The organism is Streptomyces sp. NBC_01264 (genome assembly GCF_026340675.1).
In the GTDB taxonomy this organism is placed as follows: Bacteria; Actinomycetota; Actinomycetes; order Streptomycetales; family Streptomycetaceae; genus Streptomyces.
In genome coordinates this window covers 2,169,731-2,190,778 of the sequence record NZ_JAPEOX010000002.1, presented here as the reverse complement: position 1 = coordinate 2,190,778, position 21,048 = coordinate 2,169,731, and the positions used below count along the sequence as shown (strand labels likewise).

General features: G+C 73.2%; 17 protein-coding genes. 15 read left to right on the top strand and 2 right to left on the bottom strand.

The window, feature by feature from the left end:
• Positions 1–76 precede the first annotated feature (76 nt).
• Complete coding sequence (locus tag OG435_RS42865; protein ID WP_266885923.1) at positions 77–499, top strand: hypothetical protein; 423 nt, start codon at positions 77–79, stop codon at positions 497–499.
• Positions 500–749: 250 nt separating this feature from the next.
• On the opposite strand, the gene OG435_RS42860 is transcribed toward OG435_RS42865, so the two are convergent.
• Positions 750–2,141 carry an aminopeptidase P family protein gene (locus OG435_RS42860; protein WP_266885921.1) on the bottom strand — a complete coding sequence of 464 codons (1,392 nt, stop codon included), beginning with the start codon at positions 2,139–2,141 and terminating at the stop codon, positions 750–752.
• Positions 2,142–2,323: 182 nt separating this feature from the next.
• On the opposite strand from OG435_RS42860, the gene OG435_RS42855 reads away from it, so the two are divergent.
• The 9 genes from OG435_RS42855 (at position 2,324) to OG435_RS42815 (ending at position 12,977) form a co-directional block, all read left to right on the top strand.
• Positions 2,324–4,756: a collagenase gene (locus OG435_RS42855; RefSeq protein ID WP_266885919.1), complete on the top strand. Its 2,433-nt coding sequence runs from the start codon at positions 2,324–2,326 to the stop codon at positions 4,754–4,756.
• 71 nt (positions 4,757–4,827) lie between these two features.
• A complete protein-coding gene (locus OG435_RS42850; protein ID WP_266885917.1) occupies positions 4,828–5,982 on the top strand; it encodes an NAD(P)/FAD-dependent oxidoreductase in 1,155 nt (384 codons plus the stop codon).
• A 404-nt stretch (positions 5,983–6,386) separates the two neighbouring features.
• On the top strand, positions 6,387–6,728 hold the full coding sequence (locus OG435_RS42845) for a (2Fe-2S)-binding protein (protein ID WP_266885915.1): 342 nt from the start codon (positions 6,387–6,389) through the stop codon (positions 6,726–6,728).
• Positions 6,709–8,169, top strand: a complete 1,461-nt coding sequence (locus OG435_RS42840) for an NAD(P)/FAD-dependent oxidoreductase (protein WP_266885913.1) — start codon at positions 6,709–6,711, stop codon at positions 8,167–8,169. Before OG435_RS42845 ends, OG435_RS42840 begins: the two co-directional genes overlap by 20 nt.
• 34 nt (positions 8,170–8,203) lie before the next feature.
• Positions 8,204–9,133, top strand: a complete 930-nt coding sequence (locus OG435_RS42835) for a dihydrodipicolinate synthase family protein (protein ID WP_266885911.1) — start codon at positions 8,204–8,206, stop codon at positions 9,131–9,133.
• Positions 9,134–9,160: 27 nt separating this feature from the next.
• Positions 9,161–10,165 (top strand): proline racemase family protein, encoded by a 1,005-nt coding sequence (locus tag OG435_RS42830; protein ID WP_266885909.1) that lies wholly within the window; start codon positions 9,161–9,163, stop codon positions 10,163–10,165.
• The gene (locus tag OG435_RS42825; protein ID WP_266885907.1) at positions 10,162–11,193 is read left to right on the top strand and encodes a proline racemase family protein; all 1,032 of its coding nucleotides are present in this window, start codon (positions 10,162–10,164) and stop codon (positions 11,191–11,193) included. Before OG435_RS42830 ends, OG435_RS42825 begins: the two co-directional genes overlap by 4 nt.
• Positions 11,194–11,216: 23 nt before the next feature.
• Positions 11,217–12,149, top strand: a complete 933-nt coding sequence (locus tag OG435_RS42820) for an ornithine cyclodeaminase family protein (RefSeq protein ID WP_266886560.1) — start codon at positions 11,217–11,219, stop codon at positions 12,147–12,149.
• A 102-nt stretch (positions 12,150–12,251) separates the two neighbouring features.
• Positions 12,252–12,977, top strand: coding sequence for a GntR family transcriptional regulator (locus OG435_RS42815; protein ID WP_266885905.1), 726 nt, complete (start codon positions 12,252–12,254; stop codon positions 12,975–12,977).
• Between the two features lie 37 nt (positions 12,978–13,014).
• On the opposite strand, the gene OG435_RS42810 is transcribed toward OG435_RS42815, so the two are convergent.
• Positions 13,015–14,934: an AAA family ATPase gene (locus tag OG435_RS42810; protein WP_266885903.1), complete on the bottom strand. Its 1,920-nt coding sequence runs from the start codon at positions 14,932–14,934 to the stop codon at positions 13,015–13,017.
• Positions 14,935–15,097: 163 nt separating this feature from the next.
• On the opposite strand from OG435_RS42810, the gene OG435_RS42805 reads away from it, so the two are divergent.
• Genes OG435_RS42805 through OG435_RS42785 form a run of 5 tightly spaced genes read left to right on the top strand, consistent with a single transcriptional unit; the run spans position 15,098 to position 20,965 of the window.
• Complete coding sequence (locus OG435_RS42805) at positions 15,098–16,831, top strand: ABC transporter substrate-binding protein (protein ID WP_266885901.1); 1,734 nt, start codon at positions 15,098–15,100, stop codon at positions 16,829–16,831.
• Positions 16,832–16,870: 39 nt separating this feature from the next.
• Positions 16,871–17,872 carry an ABC transporter permease gene (locus OG435_RS42800; RefSeq protein ID WP_266885899.1) on the top strand — a complete coding sequence of 334 codons (1,002 nt, stop codon included), beginning with the start codon at positions 16,871–16,873 and terminating at the stop codon, positions 17,870–17,872.
• Positions 17,869–18,855 carry an ABC transporter permease gene (locus OG435_RS42795; protein ID WP_266885897.1) on the top strand — a complete coding sequence of 329 codons (987 nt, stop codon included), beginning with the start codon at positions 17,869–17,871 and terminating at the stop codon, positions 18,853–18,855. The genes OG435_RS42800 and OG435_RS42795 overlap by 4 nt, the downstream gene beginning before the upstream one ends.
• Positions 18,855–19,943, top strand: coding sequence for an ABC transporter ATP-binding protein (locus OG435_RS42790; RefSeq protein ID WP_266885895.1), 1,089 nt, complete (start codon positions 18,855–18,857; stop codon positions 19,941–19,943). Before OG435_RS42795 ends, OG435_RS42790 begins: the two co-directional genes overlap by 1 nt.
• Positions 19,940–20,965 (top strand): ABC transporter ATP-binding protein, encoded by a 1,026-nt coding sequence (locus tag OG435_RS42785; RefSeq protein ID WP_266885893.1) that lies wholly within the window; start codon positions 19,940–19,942, stop codon positions 20,963–20,965. The genes OG435_RS42790 and OG435_RS42785 overlap by 4 nt, the downstream gene beginning before the upstream one ends.
• Positions 20,966–21,048 lie beyond the last annotated feature (83 nt).

The window sequence follows — 21,048 nt, the reverse complement described above, 5'->3', positions numbered from 1 at the left end:
TCGGAGGTGTATGAGTATGCGCCGTGGGTTCGTTGCGGCAGCCGTGGCGGGGGCCGCCGGGATCACGCTCGGCCTCATGCCGGTCAGCAGTGCCTTCGCGTCGGGCCTGCCGCAGACGTACGACGGGTGTTCCAACTGGCGCGGCAATGACTGGCGCGGAGCCGACTGGTGGCGCTACTGCTGCGACCCCTCACGCTCGAACCACCCCAGTTGGTGCTGGGACAACGACTGGGACAACAACAGTTGGAACAGCAACTGGGACAACAGCAACTGGAGCAACGACAACTGGCGCGACAGCGGGCACGACAATTGGAACAACAACTGGAACGACAACGACAGCTGGAACCACGACAACGGCAATTGGAACCACGACAACGGCAACGACTGGCATGACGGCGGCGGCGGTGACGGCGGAGGCTGGAACGGCGGCGGCGGTGACGGCGGAGGCGGAGGCTGGAACGGCGGCGGCGGAGGCGGCGGCGGAGGTCACCGCAACTGAGCGAGCGGCGACCGGCTGAACGACGGGGCGCAAGGCCCGGCGCGCGGTGAACCGCGCGCCGGAGCCCGCCGCGTCCGGTCGGCCGCTAGGTCGTCTCTTTCGGATCTTGTCGGCCGAGCCCGCGGCGTCTGGTGCCGTGCCTGGGCGTGCTGTCGGGGCGTTCGCGTACTGGGTGTACGTGGTCGCCTCGGCAGTGCGGCCGGGCGCGGTGCCGGGCGTCGCGGGCCCGGCAAGATCCGAAAGAGACGGCCTAGCGCTCGCCGCCCTCCAGCAAGTTCCCCATCCACTCCTCGATGCCCGCCACCGTGCGCGGCAGGGCGCCCGACATCAGCCGGGCGCCCCCGGCCGTGATCACGAGGTCGTCCTCGATGCGGACGCCGATCCCGCGCAGCTCCGCCGGGAGGGTCTCGTCGTCGGGCTGAAGGTAGAGGCCGGGCTCCACGGTGAGGACCTGGCCCTCCTCCAGGACCCCGTCCAGGTACGTGTCGGCGCGCGCCTTCGCGCAGTCGTGCACGTCGAGCCCGAGCATGTGCCCGCTGCTGCACAGGGTGTAGCGCCGGTGCAGATCGCCCTCGGCGTTCTTCAGCACCCCCCACTCCGCGAGTCCCTCCGCGATCACGCGCATCCCGGCCCGGTGGAAGTCGCGGAAGCTCGCGCCCGGCCGCAGCGCCGCCATGCCCGCGTCCTGGGCGGCCAGGACCAGTTCGTACACCTGCCGCTGGACGGGGGAGAACCGGCCCGACAGCGGGAGGGTGCGGGTGACGTCCGCCGTGTAGAGGCCGTCGGTTTCCACGCCCGCGTCCATCAGGAGCAGGTCGCTCGCGTTCAGCCGGCCGTCGTTGCGGATCCAGTGCAGCACGCAGGCGTGCGCGCCCGACGCGGCGATCGTCTCGTAGCCGGTGCCGTTGCCCTCCGCCCGGGCGCGGCGGTTGAAGACCCCCTCGATCCACCGCTCGCCGCGCGGGTGGGCCAGGGCGCGCGCGAGGTCCCGTACGACGTCCTCGAACCCGGCGGTGGTGTGGTCCACGGCGAGCTGCAGCTCGGCCACCTCCCAGGCGTCCTTGACCAGGCGCAGTTCGGAGAGGGCGGCGGCGAGCTCCGGGTCCGTGGCGGCGTTGCGCCCCGACGGGGAGCCCAGCGCGTCCAGATGCGCGCAGCGGATGCCGGAGAGCCGCTCGGCCTCCGCGAGGTCGGGGCGGCGGCCGACCCAGAACTCCCCGTAGCGGCGGTCGCGGTAGAACTCCTCGTTGCCGCCGCCGCGCGGTGAGCGCGGGCGCAGGTGCAGGACGGCCTCGTGCCCGTGCGGGCCGGCCGGCTCCAGGACCAGGACGTGGCCGACCTGGTCCTCACCGGTGAGCCCGGTCAGCCAGGCGTACGCGCTGTGCGGGCGGAAGCGGTAGTCGCAGTCGTGGCTGCGGACCTTCAGCTCGCCCGCGGGGATGATCAGCCGCTCGCCGGGGAAGCGGGCCGAGAGGCGTGCGCGGCGGGCCGGGGTGACGGCGTACGCGGGCACGCGGGTGGAGTCCGGCAGGGGGGAGGCCGCCCAGTCCGACGCCATGAAATGGGACAACTCGGCTGATACGGGCAGGTCGTGGCTGCCGATGTTCAGCCCGGCGGTGGGGCGGGAGGGGGTGTCGGTCACAGGGGCTCCCTCGGGAAGATGCGAACTGGTGGGCGCACAGGTCTTGTCAGTGCAATTTCACATTACTATGTTACAGCTCACACCGCGCCGTGTAAGTCATCGTTAATCCCCGCCAAACGCCGCGTGACGCAGGGCAGTTCCGCACCTTCTTCCCCACCGCCCCTCCCAGCCAGGAGTTCTTGGTGTCCCAGCACAGAGTCGTGCGCACGTCCCTCCTCTCCGCCGCCGTCGCGGTCACCCTCCTCGCCACGGCGGGCCAGGCCGTGACGCAGGCCGCCGGGACCGGCGCCCGCGCGGCAACCCCGGCCGGAGGTCCGGGCGTCACCGCGCCCCGCACCTTCACCGGCGGCGCACCGGGCGCCGAGGCCGGTGCGAACCCGTTCGACGAGGTCGAGCACCTCGCCGACGCGCGGCGGGCCGCCGCCGCGCCCGCCCCGGCGCCCGGCGGGCAGGCCCCGGGCGGTCGGGCCGTCGCGGAAGGGAAGGTGCCCGGCGCCGCCGCCGGGCCGGCCGTCGCCACCGCGCCCGCCGCCGCCCCCGCCACGAAGAGCGGCCGGCTCGCCGCCTCCGCCCGGGGCACCGCCGCGGGCGTCCCCTGCACCCTCGACGGGATCACCGGGCTCACCCCGGAGCGGTTCGCCGACTTCCTCGCCGACCCGGCCGTCACGGCGGCCAAGGGCGGCTGCCTCGCGGGCCTCATCTGGACCTGGGACGCCCGCCTGGCCCCCGTCATGTCGGACGCCCACGTGCAGGCCGTCTCCCGCCGGATAACCGGCCTGGCCGCCTCCCACGACGGCCTGAACTCCTCCCACCTGGAGGAGATGTTCACCTACCTGCACGCCGTGGCCTACCACGACCACTCCCGCACCGAGATCGACGTCACCGACCCCCCAACCGTCGACGCCATGCGCCAGGCCGTCGCCGCCTTCGCGGGCGCCGCCCGCACCTTCGACGTCACCGCCTCCAACGCCCGCACCCTGCGCGAGGCCCTCTACACCGGCAGCGCCCCCGGCCTGCGCCACCACCAGCTCGGGCTCATCAGGAACGTGCTGGCCACGATGGACCCCTCGCACACCGCGACGCACCTGGACACCGCCTGGGCGGGCGCGGCGCTCGCCGCCCTGTCCGTCAACTACCTCGGCGTGTACAACAACGACACCGCGTTCCACGCGGCGGCCGCCGCCGACGCCCCGTACCGCGCCACCTTCAAGAACTTCGCGACCTACGCCCACCTCAAGGGCACCGCGAACGCCTGGGTGGCGCGCGACGCCATCGCCGAGTTCGGCCGCTTCGGCCAGATCGCGGGCCTGAAGGACGGGATCACCGCCGACCTCGGCGCACTGCTCGGCCCGGCGAGGGCCGCCTTCGGCGACGGCAGCGAGCCGTGGGCGAAGGCCGTCTCCTGGCTCGACTTCTACCAGGCGTGCAAGCCGTACGGCGTGTGCAAGGAGGACATCGAGCGGGAGCTCTTCCCGCATACGTATGCGTACGACAGCGGTGCCATCAAGGTCCGCACCGCCCTCGACCGGGCCACCGTCGACCAGCTCTACTACGCGAGCAAGCAGGTCAAGACCCAGTTCCACCGGGTCGTGGGCACCGACCAGCCGATCGCCGGCGACACCAACACCACCCTGAACATCGTGCTCTACGCCTCCCGCGCCGACTACGTGAACTACCAGCCGCTCCTCACCGGCTACGGCATCAACAACGGCGGCATGTACATCGAGAACGGCGCCACCTTCTACACCTACCAGCGCCGCGTCCCGCAGGACTCCCAGCTCACCCTGGAAGAGCTCTTCCGCCACGAGTACACCCACTACCTCAACGGCCGCTTCGCCGTCCCCGGCACCTTCGGCCAGGGCGCCTGGTACGAGGGCGACCGCACGACCGCCATGGACGAGGGCACCGCCGAGTTCTTCGACGGAGCGACCCGCGACAACGGCATCGCCGTACGCAAGTCCCTGATCAAGAGCATCATCAGCGACACGGCCGGCGGCGGCCCGCGCATGTCGGTGGACCAGCTGCTGCACGCCACGTACGCCAATGACGGCTTCCGCTTCTACGGGTACTCGGGCGCGTTCTTCGAGTTCCTGTGGAACGAACAGCCCTCGAAGCTGCGGGAGATGTACGGCCACCTGCGCGCGAACGACCCGGCGGGCTTCGACGCCTGGCGCACCCGGATGGGCCGCGACGCGGCCGTCCAGAGCGGATACGACCGGTTCCTGGACGCGCAGATCGCCAAGGTCGACCAGCTGTTCGTGCCGAGCACCTCCTTCACCCCGAACGCGCAGCTGCGCGACGCGGTGCTCGCCGACGTGAAGTCCACCTTCGCGACGGCCACGTACAGCACCCCGGACTGCGTGGAGAACGGCGAGCCGGGCAAGCGCCGGTTCACCTGTACCGGCAGGATCACGGCGAACCTGAAGGACTGGCGCAGCGACGACCAGAACTTCAAGGACATGTCCGAGACGGTCGACTACTTCATCCTCGACCGGGCGGGCGCCGCCTCGAACAACCTGGCCGACATGAACTGCTCCTTCGGCGCGCTGGAGATCTGGACCAACCGGGTTGCGGGGACGGCGGGTTACAGCTGTGAGGGTCCGCTGCGGGGCTGACCTCGGGAGGTCCGGGGCATCCCGGGCCGCCGCCTCTGTCCCCCTCTAGAGATATGTGACATATTACTGCCGTGCTCAAGAGACACCCCCTGGACCTCGTGATCATCGGCGCAGGCGTCGTCGGAGCCGCGTGCGCGTACTACGCGGCGCGCGCCGGACTCCGCGTGGCCGTCGTCGACCGCGGCGCGGTCGCCGGAGGCACGACCGGCGCCGGCGAAGGCAACCTGCTCGTCTCCGACAAGGAAGCCGGCCCTGAGCTGGACCTCGCGCTGCTGTCGGCGCGGCTCTGGCGCGAGCTCGCGCTCGAACTCCCGGGGGAGATCGAATACGAGGCCAAGGGCGGCCTGGTCGTCGCCGCGGAGGAGGCCACCGCCAAGGCCCTACGGGGCTTCGCGGACGGCCAGCGCGCGGCCGGGGTCGACGCGGTCGAGGTGGGACCGGGAGAGCTGCGCGAACTGGAGCCCCACCTCGCCCCGGACCTGGCGGGCGGCCTCCACTACCCGCAGGACGCCCAGGTCCAGCCGGCCCAGGCGGCGGCGCGGCTGCTGGCCGCGGCGCGGGGTGTGGTGCTCCACCTGGGGGAGGAGGTCACGGAGTTCCTCCGCGGCCCGGCGGGCGAGCTCCGCGGGGTCCGTACGGCGCGCCGCGACCTCCTCGCCCCGGCGGTGCTCAACGCGGCCGGTACCTGGGGCGGGGCGGTGGCCGCGCTGGCCGGAGTCGACCTTCCGGTGCTGCCGCGGCGGGGGTTCGTCCTGGTGACGGAGCCGCTGCCGAGGGTGGTGCGGCACAAGGTCTACGCCGCGGACTACATCGCGGACGTCGCGAGCGGGTCGGCGGCGCTGCAGTCCTCGGCGGTGGTCGAGGGCACTCCGGCGGGGCCGGTCCTGATCGGCGCCACGCGCGAACGCGTCGGCTTCGACCGGTCGCTGTCCACGGAGGCGCTGCGGAGGCTGGCGGGGCAGGCGGCGGCGCTGTTTCCGGTGCTGGCGGACGTGCGGGTGCTGCGGACGTACCACGGGTTCCGGCCGTACCTGCCGGATCATCTTCCGGCGATCGGTCCGGATCCGCGGGTGCCGGGGCTGTTCCACGCGTGTGGGCACGAGGGGGCGGGGATCGGGCTGGCGCCGGGGACTGGGGCGGTGATCGCGGCGATGCTGACGGGGGGGCGCCCGGGCCTGGATCCGGGGCCCTTCGCGCCTGCGCGGTTTGCGGAGTCCTCGGGATGAGCGGCTGTCTTGGCACGGCGCGGCGCCGTTGCCGGGGACCAGTCCCCGGACTCCTGCGCCTCAAACGCCGGCGGGGCTGGGGGTTGCCGGTGCGCGTGCTGGCTGCGGGTGGGGGGCCGGTGCCGGGGGCGGGGGGGGGTGTCGGCCTGGACTGCATGATTTAGGCGCCCTGTCCCCGACGTTCGACAGTTGTGGCTTTCTTGTGCGCCACAAATCACGCTTTACGTCCCGGCCGACACCCCACCCCGCCCCCGTCCCCGACCCCGGGTCTTTTCAGCCGTCCGGCGTTTGAGGACCGGGGTCCGGGCTGGCCCGGGGAACGGTGGAAGGGCGGGTAGGGGACAGCCCCGCAGGGCAACCGGGGTGCCGGGTACGAGTCAGAGGGATCGAGGAGGACGGAAGCGATGAGCGAAGCGACGAGGGGCCGGGGCCGGCGAAGGTCACCCCGTGACCTGGTGGGCGGCACCCCCGCGGAAACCTGGAGCCTCCGCTTCGACGACCGCGAACTCCCGGCCCAGTCCGGCCAGAGCATCGCCGCCGTCCTCTGGTCCGCCGGCATCCTCGCCTGGCGCACGACCCGTGCGACCGCCGCCCCCCGCGGAGTGTTCTGCGGGATCGGGAGCTGCTACGACTGCCTCGTCACCGTCAACGGCCGCCCGAACCAGCGTGCGTGCCTCGTGCCCGCCCGCCCGGGCGACCACGTCACCACTCAGGAAGGGACCGGCCATGACGACCTCGCCGTCTGACTCCCCGGCGGACCTCGCCGTCGTCGGCGCCGGCCCCGCCGGGCTCGCCGCCGCGGTCGCGGCCGCCGGGCTGGGGCTGCGCGTCACCCTGCTGGACGCGGGGGAGCGGCCCGGCGGGCAGTACTTCCGTCATCCCGCGCCCGGACTCGGCGCGGCCCGCCCCGAGGCGCTGCATCACGGATGGGCGGACTTCGCCTCGCGCGAAGCCGCCCTGCGCGCCCACGTGTCGGCCGGCCGGATCACGTACCTTCCCCGGCATCACGTGTGGACGGTGACCCCGGATCCGGGTGGCGGCCCGGTCTGGGCCCTGCACGCCGTCGTCGGTCCCGAGGAGGCCGCCGCCACGGTGGGGGCCCGGGGCGTTCTGCTCGCCACCGGTGCCTACGAGCGCCAGCTGCCCTTCCCCGGCTGGACCCTGCCCGGCGTCGTCGGGGCCGGAGGGGCGCAGGCCATGCTCAAGGGCGGGCTCGTGCTTCCGGGCAGCCGGGTCGTGGTCGCCGGGAGCGGGCCCCTGCTGCTCGCCGTGGCCGGCTCGCTGGCCGCCGCCGGAGCCCGGGTGCCGGCCGTCGTGGAGGCCGCCGCGTACACCGGCTACGCCGCCCACGCCGCCGCCCTGCTCCGCAACCCCGGCAAGCTCGCCGAAGGCGCCACGTACGGCGGGGCCCTGCTCCGCCACGGGGTGCGCCTGCTCACCCGGCACGCCGTCACCGAGGCGCACGGCACCGACCGGGTCGAGGCCGTCACCGTGGCCCGGCTGGATCGCGACTGGCGCCCGCTGCCCGGCACCGCCCGCCGCATCCCCTGCGACGCCGTTGCCGTCGGCCACGGGCTCGTGCCCCAGCTGGAGTTGGCCACCGGTCTCGGCTGCGCCACCCGCCTGAGCCCGGACGCGACCGTCGCCCTGGAGGTGGATGCCGGGCAGCGCACCTCCGTCCCCGGGATCTGGTCCGCCGGGGAGACCGGCGGCATCGGGGGAGCCCAACTCGCGCTGACGGAGGGGGAGATCGCCGCCCATTCGGCCGCCGGCCGACCGGTTCCGGCGCGCCTCGCGCGTGCCCGTACGAGGCTGCGCGCCTTCGCCGCCGCGATGGCCGGCGCGCACCGCCCGGGCGCCGGCTGGACGGGCTGGCTGCGCGAGGACACCGACGTGTGCCGCTGCGAGGAGGTCCCGGCGGGCCGGATCCGGGAGGCCGTCGAAGACCTGGGGGCGCGGGACGCCCGTACGGTCAAACTCCTCACCCGGGCCGGGATGGGCTGGTGCCAGGGCCGGATGTGCGGGCCGGCCGTGGCCGCCCTCGCGGGGACCGACCCGGCCCCCGACCGCAGGCCGCTGTCCTGCCCGGTCCCCCTGAGCCACCTCGCCGCGCTTCCCCCCCGAACTCCCCTGACGGGACCGCCGACAGGGCGGCCGCACCTCTTGTGGCCACGCCGTACCCACTAGTAAAATGTCACACATCACCCTAGGGAGTCTTCTCATGACCCACGCGCACACCCCCGCGCCCGCCGGTACGGACACCCGCACCCGCCCCTGGCGCGGCATCATGGTCGCCACCACGCTGCCCCTGCGGGAAGACCTGAGCGTCGACCACGACGCCTACGCCGAACACGTCGCCTGGCTGATCGCGGGCGGCTGCGACGGCGTCGTCCCCAACGGCTCCCTCGGCGAGTACCAGACCCTCACCGACGAGGAGCGCGCCGCCGTCGTCCGTACCGCCGTCGAGGCCGCCGGCGACGGCGCCCGCGTGATGCCCGGCGTCGCCGCCTACGGCAGCGCCGAATCCCGCCGCTGGGCCGAGCAGGCCGCCGAGGCCGGCTGCGGATCCGTGCTCCTGCTGCCGCCGAACGCCTTCCGGGCCGACGCGGACACCGTGCGCGCCCACTACGCCGAGGTCGCGCGCGTCGGCGTGCCCGTGGTCGCGTACAACAACCCCATCGACACCAAGGTCGACCTCGTCCCCTCCCTGCTGGCCCGGCTGCACGGCGACGGCTCCATCGTCGCCGTCAAGGAGTTCAGCGGGGACGTGCGGCGCGCCTACGAGATCGCCGAACTCGCCCCGGGCCTGGACCTGTTGATCGGCGCCGACGACGTGCTGCTCGAACTGGCCCTGGCCGGCGCCGTCGGCTGGATCGCCGGCTACCCCAACGCGCTCCCGCAGGCCTGCGCCACCCTCTACCGCGCCGCCGTCGCGGGAGACCTCTACACCGCCCTGCCGCTCTACAAGTCCCTGCACTCCCTGCTGCGCTGGGACTCCAAGACCGAGTTCGTCCAGGCCATCAAGCTCTCCATGGACCTGGCCGGCCGCCCCGGCGGTCCCACCCGCCCGCCGCGCTTCCCGCTCACCGGCGAGATCGAGGCCGCCGTCCGCGCCGCCACCGAGAAGGCGCTCGCCGAGGGCCTCAGCTAACCCAGTCCGAAGTCCGAGGGGGACTTGATGCGCACCCGAAACATCTACCACGCGGTGGACTCGCACACCGAGGGCATGCCCACCCGGGTGATCACCGGAGGGATCGGGGTGATCCCCGGCGCCACCATGGCCGACAAGCGGCTCCACTTCATCGAGCACCTGGACCACCTGCGGACCCTGCTCATGTACGAGCCGCGCGGCCACTCCGCGATGAGCGGCGCCATCCTGCAGCCCCCGACCCGCCCCGACGCCGACTTCGGCGTCCTCTACATCGAGGTGTCGGGCCTGCTCCCCATGTGCGGGCACGGCACGATCGGGGTCGCCACCGTTTTGGTCGAGACGGGCATGGTGCCCGTCGTCGAGCCGGTCACCATCGTCCGGCTCGACACCCCGGCCGGGCTGGTCAGCGTGGACGTACGGGTCGAGGACGGGGCGGCCACCGCCGCCACCTTCACCAACGTCCCGGCCTTCTGCGTCGGCCTCGACCTCAAGGCCGAGGTCCCCGGACACGGCACGGTCACCTACGACCTCGCCTACGGCGGCAACTTCTACGCCTTCGTGGAACTCGACGCCCTCGGCCTCCCCTTCGACCGGGAGCGCGGGGACGACCTGCTCGCCGCCGGCCTGGCCCTCATGGAGGCGGTCAACGCCTCCCCGGACCGGCCGGTCCACCCCGAGAACCCCTCCATCGCCGGGATCAAGCACGTCTACCTCGCCGCCCCCGGCTCCGACGCCCGCCGCTCCCGGCACGCGATGGCCATCCACCCCGGCTGGTTCGACCGATCGCCGTGCGGTACGGGAACCAGCGCGCGCATGGCGCAGCTGCACGCCCGCGGACTCCTGCCCCTGGACACGGACTTCGTCAACGAGTCCTTCATCGGCACCGAGTTCACCGGCCGCCTCATCGGCGAGACCACCGTGGGCGGGCTCCCGGCCCTCGTGCCCACCGTCACCGGCCGGGCCTGGATCACCGGCACCGCCCAGTACTTCCTCGACCCGTCCGACCCGTTCCCCGGAGGGTTCCTGCTGTGACCGTCGTACGCACCGTGGACTACCACACGGCCGGCGAGCCCTTCCGCATCGTCGACCTCACCTCCGGCGGCGGCCCGCCCGTGCCCGGGGACACCGTCGCCGAGCGCTGCGCCACGGCCATCGGACCGGGGGGATCGGGCACGGCCCCCCGGCGCGGCCCCCTGGACGACGTACGGCGGCTCCTCGTGCAGGAGCCGCGCGGGCACGCCGGGATGTACGGGGGCTTCGTGGTCCCGCCCGACGACGACGGGGCCCACTTCGGGGTGCTGTTCTGGCACAAGGACGGCTATTCCACCGCCTGCGGCCACGGCACCATGGCGCTGGGCGTCTGGGCCGTGGACACCGGCCGGGTCGCCGCCCCCGACGACGGGGACGTCCAGGTACGGATCGACGTGCCCTCGGGGCGGGTCGCCGCGACCGTGCACCGTGCGGCGGGCCGCACCACCGGGGTCACCTTCCGCAACGTCCCGGCCCGCGCCACCGCCCGCAAGGTGCCCGTCGCCACCACCCTGGGCATGGCCGAGGTGGACATCGCGCACGGCGGGGCCTGCTACGCCTCCCTGCCCGCCCGGGACCTCGGCCTGGACGTGAGCCCGGCCTCGCTGCCCGCGCTCGTGCGGGTGGGCAAGGAGATCCGGGCCGCCCTCGCCACCCACCCCGGGACCTGGCACCCGCATGGGCCCCTGCTCTCCGGGGTGTACGGGGTCACCCTGTACGAGGACCTTCCCGACACCCCCTTCGGGCCGCACCAGCGCAACGTCACCGTCTTCGCCGACGGGCAGATCGACCGCTCGCCCTGCGGCTCCGGCACCTCGGCGCGGCTCGCGCTGCTCGCCGAGGACGGGCGGCTGGGGGAGGGGGACGACCTGCTGCACGAGTCGGTCGTGGGCACGGTGTTCACGGGCCGCGTCGCCGCGCGGGTCGCGGACGGCGTGGTCACGGAGGTCACCGGTACGGCGTACCGCACGGGCGAACACCTCTTCAGCGTCGACCCGCAGGACGCGCTCGGCACCGGGTTCCTGCTGTGATCCCCCAGCTGTCGGGCGCCGAGATGGCCGGGCTGCTGACCCCGGCCGCCGCCGCGGACGCGCTGGCCGGCACACTGCGGGCCGGGCTGGACCCGGAGACCTGCCCGCCGCGCAGCGCCCTGCCGGTGCCCGGCGGCGGGGAGCTGCTGCTCATGCCGGCCGCCACCGGGGCCTACGCGGGCGTGAAGATCGCCGGGGTGGCCCCGGGGAACCCGGCGCTCGGGCTGCCCCGGATCACCGGCTCCTACCTCCTCCTGGACGGCCCCACCCTGCGCCCCCTCGCCCTGCTCGACGGCGCGGCGCTGACCACCCTGCGCACCCCGGCCGTCTCGGCGCTCGCGCTGCGCCACCTGGTCCCGGCCGGGCGCCCGCTGCGGCTGCTGCTCTTCGGCTCGGGGCCGCAGGCGTACGGGCACCTCGAAGCGGTGCATGCGATGCGGCAGCTGGCGGAGGTGGTGGTCGTGGCCCGTGCGGGGTCCGCGGGCAGCGCCGTCGGCGCGGAGAAGCTCGCGGCGCACGCGCGGGGGCTGGGCGTCCCGGCCCGGCCGGGGGTGGCGGCGGAAGTGGCCGACGCCGACCTGGTGATCTGCTGCACCACCTCGCGCGTCCCCCTCTTCGACGGACGGCTGATCGCGCCGGGAGCCACCGTGGTCGCGGTCGGCTCGCACGAGCCGGACGCCCGCGAGGTGGACACGGCGCTGGTCCGGCGGGCGGCCGTGTACGTGGAGTCGCGTGCGGCGGCCCTGCGCGAGGCGGGGGACCTGCTGGTACCGGAGGCGGAAGGGGCCATCGGCGCCGGTCATATCAGCGGCACCCTGGCCGACCTGGTCGCGGGCCGGATGCCGGGCGCGGGGACGGCGAGTTGTCCACAGCTCTTCAAGAGCGTGGGCATGGCCTGGGAGGATCTCGCTGTGGCGGTCGCCCTGTTCGAGGCCGCCGGGAGCGGTATCCGTTGAGGCGGTATCCATGAGGCGGCGTCCATGAAGAGCAGGCGCAACGTGACATTGTACGCTGTTCCTCCGCACGCCGGCGGTGTGAGCGGTCTCGGAGGAAATGCAATGGGTGACCTGAAGCAGCACAGTCTCATCAAGGCTCAGGAACGGCTCCGCGACCAGGTAGGCCATGCCCTGCGGGCAGCCCTGATAGCGGGTGAACTGCGCCCCGGGAGCGTCTACTCCGCACCCGGCCTCGCGGCCGAACTCGGCGTCTCGGCCACCCCGGTGCGCGAGGCCATGCTCGACCTGGCCCGCGAGGGCCTGGTGGAACCGGTCCGCAACAAGGGCTTCCGCATCACCGAGGTCAGCGAGCGCGATCTGGACCAGTACACCGAGCTGCGCACGATGATCGAGGTCCCGACCATCGGCAGGATCACGAAGATCGCCACGCCCGAGGCGCTGGAGGCCCTGCGCCCCATCGCCCAGGAGATCGTCACCAGCGCGCGCGAGCACAACCTCATCGGCTACCTGGAGGCGGACCGCCGCTTCCACCTCACCCTCCTCGGCCTCTCGGGCAACGACCGCCTGGTGGAAACCGTCGGCGACCTGCGCAAGCGCTCCCGGCTGTACGGCCTGACGGGCCTGGACGAGGCCGGCAAGCTGGTCTCCTCCGCCGAGGAGCACATCGAGCTCCTGGACCTCATGCTCAGCGGCGACGCGGAGGCGGCCGAAGCCTGCATGACCCGCCACCTGGGCCACGTCCGCTCCCTCTGGGCCCAGGGCCGCGACGAACCGGTCGGCCGCCCGAAGGGCGGCCTGGGCACGAACACCCTGGGCACGGCGGGCTGACCGGGGGCCGGGCCCGGCCCCTCCCTCGGGCCCGGCGTCACTCCTGGAGCACGACCCGCTCGCCCTCGCCGACCGGCTCCTCGAAGCCGGCGGCGTACCGCTCCAGGAGGGCGTCGGAGACGGTGACGCGGTTCGCCGACCGCTCACCGCTGTTGCGGACGGCGAGCCGGCGCCGCAGCGTGTCCGGGTCCGCCTTGAAGTGGACGAGCTCCCAGCGGCAGCCGTGCCGCTCGATCAGGGCCTTGTACCGGTCCCGGGCGGCCCGGCTCCAGAAGCTGTTGTCGACCACCACGGGCTCCCGTTCCTCCAGCAGTTCCTCCAGCTCGCACCACAACTCCCGCTCCACGTCGGCCCGCAGCCGGTCGTACGCGCCCGGGTCCAGCTCGTCGGGATCCCGCCCGATCCGCTCCCAGACGTCCTCGTCGATGGAGAGCCGGGTGTAGCCGCGCCGCTCCAGGTCCAAGGCGTAGGTGGTCTTCCCCGATGCGGGCAGCCCGCAGAGCAGGACGACGAGCCCGCGCTCGGCGCGGCGTTCTTCGGCGGCCCGGTCGAGTACGGCGCGCATCGCCTCCGGGGGCAGGGAGGGTGAGGTGGCGGCCGCCCGGGCGACGAAGGCCGACCCGTCACCGAGCAGGTGCAGCAGGGTGCGGGCATCCGTGCGGGGGTCCTCGGCGACGGCCCGCCGGACGGACTCGTCCTCGTCCGCCGCCAGGCGGTTGCGCAGGTCCGCGGGCAACTCCGGGTCACGCAGGGCGAGTACGCGCATCCGCGCGTCCGGGTCGGTGGCGAAGCGGCGGAGCGTCCCGGGCGGAAAGGCGACGTGGTCCGCAGGGCGGTGCGGGGACCCCTTCATCGGGACGTGGCGCCGCTCGATGTCCTCGGCGATCGCCAGGTCCACATCGGGAGTGCCGCGCAGGGCGGCGAAGCGGACCGTCGGATCCTCGTCGGCGAGCATCCCCTTCAGGCTTGCGGCCGGCAGCCGCCCGCTGAGGGCCGCGGCACGCCGCATGCCGACGTAGGGCGAGTTCACGTGCGGGACGGGGTCGGCCGTGACCCAGGGGTAGGAATCCAACTCCAGGAACGTGAGGCTGATTTCACAGAAGACATCGTCCTCCTGCGCCGCATGCCAGTCCTCCTCGGCCCGGCGGGCTCCGGCGGTCAGCCACGCGTGGATCTCCGCCCGGAGCGCGGTCGGGGTGTCGTCGCGGACGAAGATCCTCGCCCGCACGTCAGGGCTCGGGTCCCGGGCCAGCCCGTCCCGCAGCTCCGTCGGCAGCGCCGGATGGGCCGCGAGCTGCGCGCGCACCTCCTCGTCGGGGTCGGCGGCCAGCCCGACGGCCGTCTCCAGGTCCAGTTCGAGGTGTCGTACGACGCGCCCGCGCGTAACCGGGTCGGCCAGCAGCCTGGCGTGCAGGTCGCGCGGCGGCCGGTGCCTGCAGGCGGCCGAACGCACCTTGGGGTCGGCGTCCGTCAACAGCCCCCGGAGCAGCTCCTGCGGCAGCTGCGCCCCGCGCGATGCCGCCGCGGCCCGCACCCCGGCATCGCCGTCGTCGGCCAGGGCGGCCAGGAGCCCGGCCGGCAGATCGGGCCGCCCCGCGAGGGCCACCCGTACGGCGGCCGCCTCATCGGCGGCGAACGCCGCCTGCCGGCCCGTGAGCGCGGACTCCCGCCCCGCGCGCACCGCACGCACCCCCGGATCCGGATCGGCCGCGAGCCGCGCGGCGAACTCCGGCGGCAGCGCGCGGGCATGCGCCAGTGCCTCGGTCTCGCCGCGCGCCAGGAAGGCCTCGCACAGGGCCTGGCCCGGCGCGAACCCCTTCCGGAGCGCCAGCCGGAGCGGCGCCATCGCGTACGGCAGCAGCCGAGCCGCCAGCTCCTCGGGCAGGGCGGTGTTCCGTGCGAGCCCTTCCAGTACCGCCGGGAGGTGGCCGAGCTCGGGCAGCCGTATCGAATCCATGGCGGCAGCATAGGAGGAGGACCGAACACCCCACCGCACGTGCGGGTTTGGACACGGCTGGATAACGGTGGATCCAACCGGGGTCCAACCTCTTGTCAGTGCAATTTCACATTACTATGTTACCGGTCACATCATAGAGCGCGGCCCTTCACTGGAGTGACCCATGACCAAGCGCACCCAACTCGCCCTCGCCACTGCCCTGGTGGCCGCACTCGCACTCGGTGCCTCGGGCTGCTCCGACCCCAAGAAGGGCTCCGCCTCAGGGGCCGGCGCCTCCAACCCCGCCTCCGCCAACGACGGGAAGGTCCTCGGCGGCGCACCCGTCAAGGGCGGCACCCTCACCGTCCTGTCCAACCAGGACTTCGCCCACCTCGACCCCGCCCGCAACTGGGTCATGCCGACGATGGACTTCGGCACCCGCCTCCTCTACCGCACGCTGGTCACCTTCAAGGCCGAGCCGGGCAAGGCGGGCAGCGAGCTCGTCCCCGACCTCGGGACCCCCTCCGACGGCGGCAAGACCTGGACCTTCACCCTGAAGGAGGGCGTGAAGTACGAGGACGGCTCGCCCATCAAGGCGCAGGACATCAAGTACAACGTCGAGCGCTCCATGGCCCCCGACCTCACCGGCGGCCCCGACTACGCGGCCCAGTACCTCGCCGGCGCCGAGGGCTACAAGGGCCCGCTCCAGGGCAAGCACCTCGACTCCGTCAAGACCCCCGACGACCGCACGATCGTCTTCGAACTGAAGCGGCCCGTCGCCGAGTTCTCCGCGACCGCCACCCTCCCCACCTTCGCCCCGGTCCCCGCGTCGCAGGAGAAGGGCACGCAGTACGACGCCCGCCCGTTCTCCTCCGGCCCGTACAAGATCGAGTCGTACGACCGCGACAAGAAGCTCGTCCTGGTCCGCAACGAGCACTGGGACGCCAGGACCGACACCGTCCGCAAGGCCTACCCGGACAAGTTCGTGGTCGTCATGGGACTCAAGGGCGGCCAGATCGACGACCGGATCATCGCCGGGGAGGGCGCCGACGCCTCCTCCGTCCAGTGGTCCGACATGCGGCCCGAGAGCGCCCCCAAGGTGCTGCCCAAGGCGGAGATCAAGTCGCGGCTGCTGGCCGAGTCCCAGGGCTGTACCGAGATGCTCCAGATGAACAACTCCCGCGCCCCCTTCGACGACCCGAAGGTCCGCGAGGCCCTCCAGTACGCCGTCGACAAGGAGGCCGTGGTCACCGCGGGCGGCGGCCCCGCGCTCAACGAGGTCGCCACCGCCTACCTGCCGCCCGCCCTCTCCGGCGGCAAGCAGGCCGACACCCTGAAGATCGCGCCCTCCGGCGACCCCGCCAAGGCCAAGGAACTCCTCAAGGCCGCCGGCAAGGAGACCCTGAAGGTCACCCTGGCCGTCTCCACCGGCGACAAGGGCAAGGCCGAGGCCGTCCAGCAGGGCCTGGCCCGCGCGGGCGTCGAGGTGGTCATCGACACCGTCGACCCGGGCGCCTACTACGACGTCATCGGCGACACCACCACCGCCCCCGACCTCGTCCTGTCCGGCTGGTGCCCCGACTACCCCTCGGGCTCCACCTTCCTCCCCTTCGTCTTCGACGGCCGCACCATCAAGGCCAAGGGCAACTCGGGCAACTACGCGCAGTTCAAGGACGAAGCGACGATCAAGCGCATCGACGAGATCAACGCCATGGCCGACGCCAAGCAGGCCAACCAGGCCTGGATCGACCTCGACGCCGAGATCATGAAGAAGTCCCCGGCCGTCCCCGTCCTGCTGGAGCGCAAGCCGCTCCTCGTCGGCACCAACATCGCCGGCGCCTTCGGCCACCCCGTCTGGGTCGGCCAGCTGGACTACGCCACCATCGGCCTCAAGGACCCCTCGAAGAGCCAGGGCTGAGGAAACAGGGAAACGCGGAAACACAGGATTTCCGACACCATGACCACCACCGCACCCGGCGCCGACGGCCGGGGGGCCCCGGCGCCGGCTCCGGGCGGGACACCGGCCCCCGGCGCCGCCACCGCCCAGCCCGCGGCGGCGCCCGGCAGCAGCCCCTGGCAGCTCGCCCGGCGGGAACTCCGCCGCCGCCCCGCCGTCCGCGTCAGTCTCTGCGTCGTCCTGCTCTTCGTCCTGATGGCCGCCACCGCCCCCTGGCTGGGCGCGCTCGGCGGCTGGTCCCCGGACGAGTTCGACAAGTCCGCCATCGACCCCTACCTCGGCGGCCAGCCGCTGGGCTCCTTCGGCGGGATCAGCCCCGAGCACTGGCTCGGCGTGGAACCCGTCAGCGGCCGCGACCTGTTCGCCCGCGTCGTCCACGGCGCCCAGGTCTCGCTGCTCATCGCCTTCACCGCCACCGCCATCGTGGTCGTGGCGGGCACCGCCGCCGGGATCGCCGCCGGCTACTTCGGCGGGCGCACCGACGCCGTCCTGTCCCGGCTGATGGACCTGACGATGTCCTTCCCGTCCCTCATCTTCATGATCGCGATGCTGTCGGTGGCCAAGGACGTCAACCGCATCGTCCTCATGACCGTCGTCATCGGCGTCTTCGGCTGGCCCGGCGTCGCCCGCGTCGTCCGCGGCCAGGCCCTCTCGCTCAGACACCGCGAGTACGTGGACGCCGCCCGCGTCGGCGGATCGAGCTCCTGGCGGATCCTGACCCGGGACATCCTCCCGGGGGTCTCCGGCCCGGTCATCGCCTACACCACCCTGCTCATCCCCGGCATGATCAGCACCGAGGCCGCGCTCAGCTACCTCGGCGTGGGCGTGCGCCCGCCCACCCCCTCCTGGGGCCAGATGATCGCCGAGTCCGTGGCCTTCTACGAGACCGACCCCATGTACTTCGTCATCCCCAGCCTCTTCCTCTTCCTCGCGGTCCTCGCCTTCACCCTGCTCGGCGACGCCCTGCGCGACATCCTCGACCCGAGGGGCGGCCGGACGTGATCCTCTACCTCGCGCGCCGGCTGCTCGCCCTCTTCGGCGTCCTCCTGGCCATCGCCGCCGTCACCTTCCTCATCTTCTACGTCCTGCCCTCCGACCCGGCCGCGGCCGCCTGCGGCAAGACCTGCAGCGCCGAGCGGCTGGCCGACGTACGCGCGTACCTCGGCCTCGACCGGCCGCTGTGGCGGCAGTTCGGCGATTTCCTCACCGGGATCTTCACCGGACGCACCCTCGGCACCGGTCAGTACGCCGTCCAGTGCGACTTCCCCTGCCTGGGCTACTCCTACGAGAACTCCCTGCCCGTATGGGACCTACTGATGGACCGGCTCCCGGTCTCCGCCTCCCTCGCCGTCGGCGCCGCGGCCCTCTGGCTCGTCCTCGGCCTCGGCGCGGGAGTCACCGCCGCCCTGCGCAAGGACACCGCCACGGACAAGGTCCTCATGGTCGGCGCGGTCGCCGCGGCCTCCCTGCCCGTGTACTTCACCTCCGTGATGCTGATCTACGGAGTCATCCGCATCGCCGGGCTCCTGCCCTACCCCACCTATCAGGCCTTCACCGACAACCCGCTCGCCTGGGCGAGCAACCTGCTCCTGCCCTGGACCGCGCTCGCCCTGCTCTACGCCGCCATGTACGCCCGCCAGAGCCGCAGTTCGATGATCGAGGCGATGGCCGAGCCGTACATCCGTACCGCCCGCGCCAAGGGAATGCCCGAGCGCACCGTCGTGGTCAAACACGGACTGCGCTCCGGGATGACCCCGATCCTCACCATCTTCGGCATGGACCTCGGCAGCCTGCTCGCCGGAGCCGTCATCACCGAGTCCATCTTCGGACTCCCGGGCATCGGGCGGCTGTTCTACGGGGCCCTGGTCAGCTCGGACCAGCCCGTGGTGCTCGGGGTCACCCTGCTGGCCGCCTTCTTCATCGTCGTCGCGAACCTCGCCGTCGACCTCCTGTACGCCGTCATCGACCCGAGGGTGAGGTACTGATGGCTCCGCCTTCCGAAGCCCACCGGCCCGAACCAGCACACCCCGAACCGGCGCAGCCCGTACCGGCGCAGCCGAAGCCGCCGCTGCTCCAAGTCCGGGACCTGTACGTCACGTTCACCACCCCGCGCGGCACCGTACGCGCCGTCGACTCCCTCGGCTTCACCGTCGAGGCCGGCCGCACGCTCGGCATCGTCGGCGAGTCCGGCTCGGGCAAGTCCGTCACCTCCCTCGCCGTCATGGGCCTGCACCGGGGCGCCGGGATCGGCGGATCCATCGCCCTCGACGGACAGGAGCTGACGACCAAGTCCGAGAAGGAGCTCTCGAAGCTGCGCGGCCGCAAGATGGCCATGATCTTCCAGGACCCGCTCTCCAGCCTGCACCCCTACTACACCGTCGGCGAGCAGATCGCCGAGCACTTCCGGGTCCACTTCCGGGCCGGCCGGGCCGCCGCCAAGCGCCGCGCCGTCGACATGCTCGGCGAGGTCGGCATCCCCGAACCCGCCCGCCGGGCGGGGGAGTACCCGCACCAGTTCTCCGGCGGCATGCGCCAGCGCGCGATGATCGCCATGGCGCTGGCGTGCGAGCCCGACCTGCTCATCGCCGACGAGCCCACCACCGCGCTCGACGTCACCGTGCAGGCGCAGATCCTGGAGCTGATCGCCGGCCTCCAGCAGGAGCGCGGACTCGGCGTCGTCATGATCACCCACGATCTCGGCGTGGTCGCCCGCGTCGCCCACGAGGTCCTCGTCATGTACGGCGGCCGGGCCGCCGAACAAGCCCCGGTGGACGACCTGTTCGCCGACCCGGCGCACCCCTACACCCGGGGGCTGCTGGAGTCGATGCCCCGACTGGTCGACGACGCGGACGCCGACGACGAACCGCTGCGCGCCATCCCCGGCTCCCCGCCCTCCCTGCTCGCCCCGGCCCCGGGGTGCGCCTTCGCCCCGCGCTGCGCGGTGGCCGCCGCGAGCGGCGAGGAGGACCGGGAGCGCTGCGCCACCGTACGGCCGGAACTGCGGCCCTACGGCGACGCCGGCCGCGAGACGGCCTGCCACTTCGCCGGAGCCGTCCGGGAGGTGACCCGATGACCACGGCGAACGAGCCGGACACCCGCACCGACCGGGTCCCGGCGGCCCGCGGGGAAACCCCGCCCCCACTCCTGCGCGTCCGCGACCTCACGATGTCCTTCCCCGGCAGACGCACCGCGACCGGACGCCGGGGGGCGCCCGTGCGCGCCGTCGACGGAGTCTCCTTCGACCTGGAGGCCGGCCGCACCCTGGGACTCGTAGGGGAGTCGGGCTGTGGGAAGTCCACCACCGGACGGATGCTGGTGCGGCTGCTGGAACCGACCTCCGGAAGCGTGGAGTTCGACGGCCGGGACATCAGCCGGCTCTCCCAGCGCGCCCTGCGCCCGCTGCGCCGGAACCTCCAGATGGTCTTCCAGGACCCGCACTCCTCGCTCAACCCCCGCCAGACGGTGGCCCGGATCATCTCCGATCCGCTGCTGGTGCAGGGGTCGGCCGCGGCGGACGCCCGCCGCCGGGCCGCCGAACTGATGGAGCTCGTCGGGCTGATCCCGGAGCACATCGACCGCTACCCGCACGAGTTCTCCGGCGGCCAGGCGCAGCGCATCGGCATCGCCCGGTCGCTCGCCACCAACCCCCGGCTGATCGTCGCCGACGAACCGGTCTCGGCACTCGACGTCTCCGTCCAGGCGCAGATCGTCAATCTGATGGAGCGGCTGCGCGCCGAACTGGGCCTGGCCTACGTGTTCATCGCGCACGACCTCTCGGTCGTCAAACGGGTCAGCGACCGGGTCGCCGTCATGTACCTCGGCCGGATCGTGGAGACGGGCGACAAGAAGTCGCTCTACGAGAACCCCCAGCACCCGTACACCAGGGCGCTGTTGTCCGCCGTCCCGCTGCCCGACCCGGCGGCGGAGCGGCGGCGCGAGCGGATCGTCCTGCTCGGCGACCCGCCGAGCCCGTCCGCCCCGCCCCCGGGCTGCACCTTCCACCCCAGGTGCCCCGTGGCGCAGGAGATCTGCCGCACCGAACGGCCGCTGCTGCGGACGGTCGCCTCCCGTGAGGTGGCCTGCCACCTGGCATAGCCGCGGACACCCGGGGGACCGGCGGGGAACCCGGGTACGGGGGAGGGCCCCGGAGCGACGATCTCGCTCCGGGGCCCTTCCGC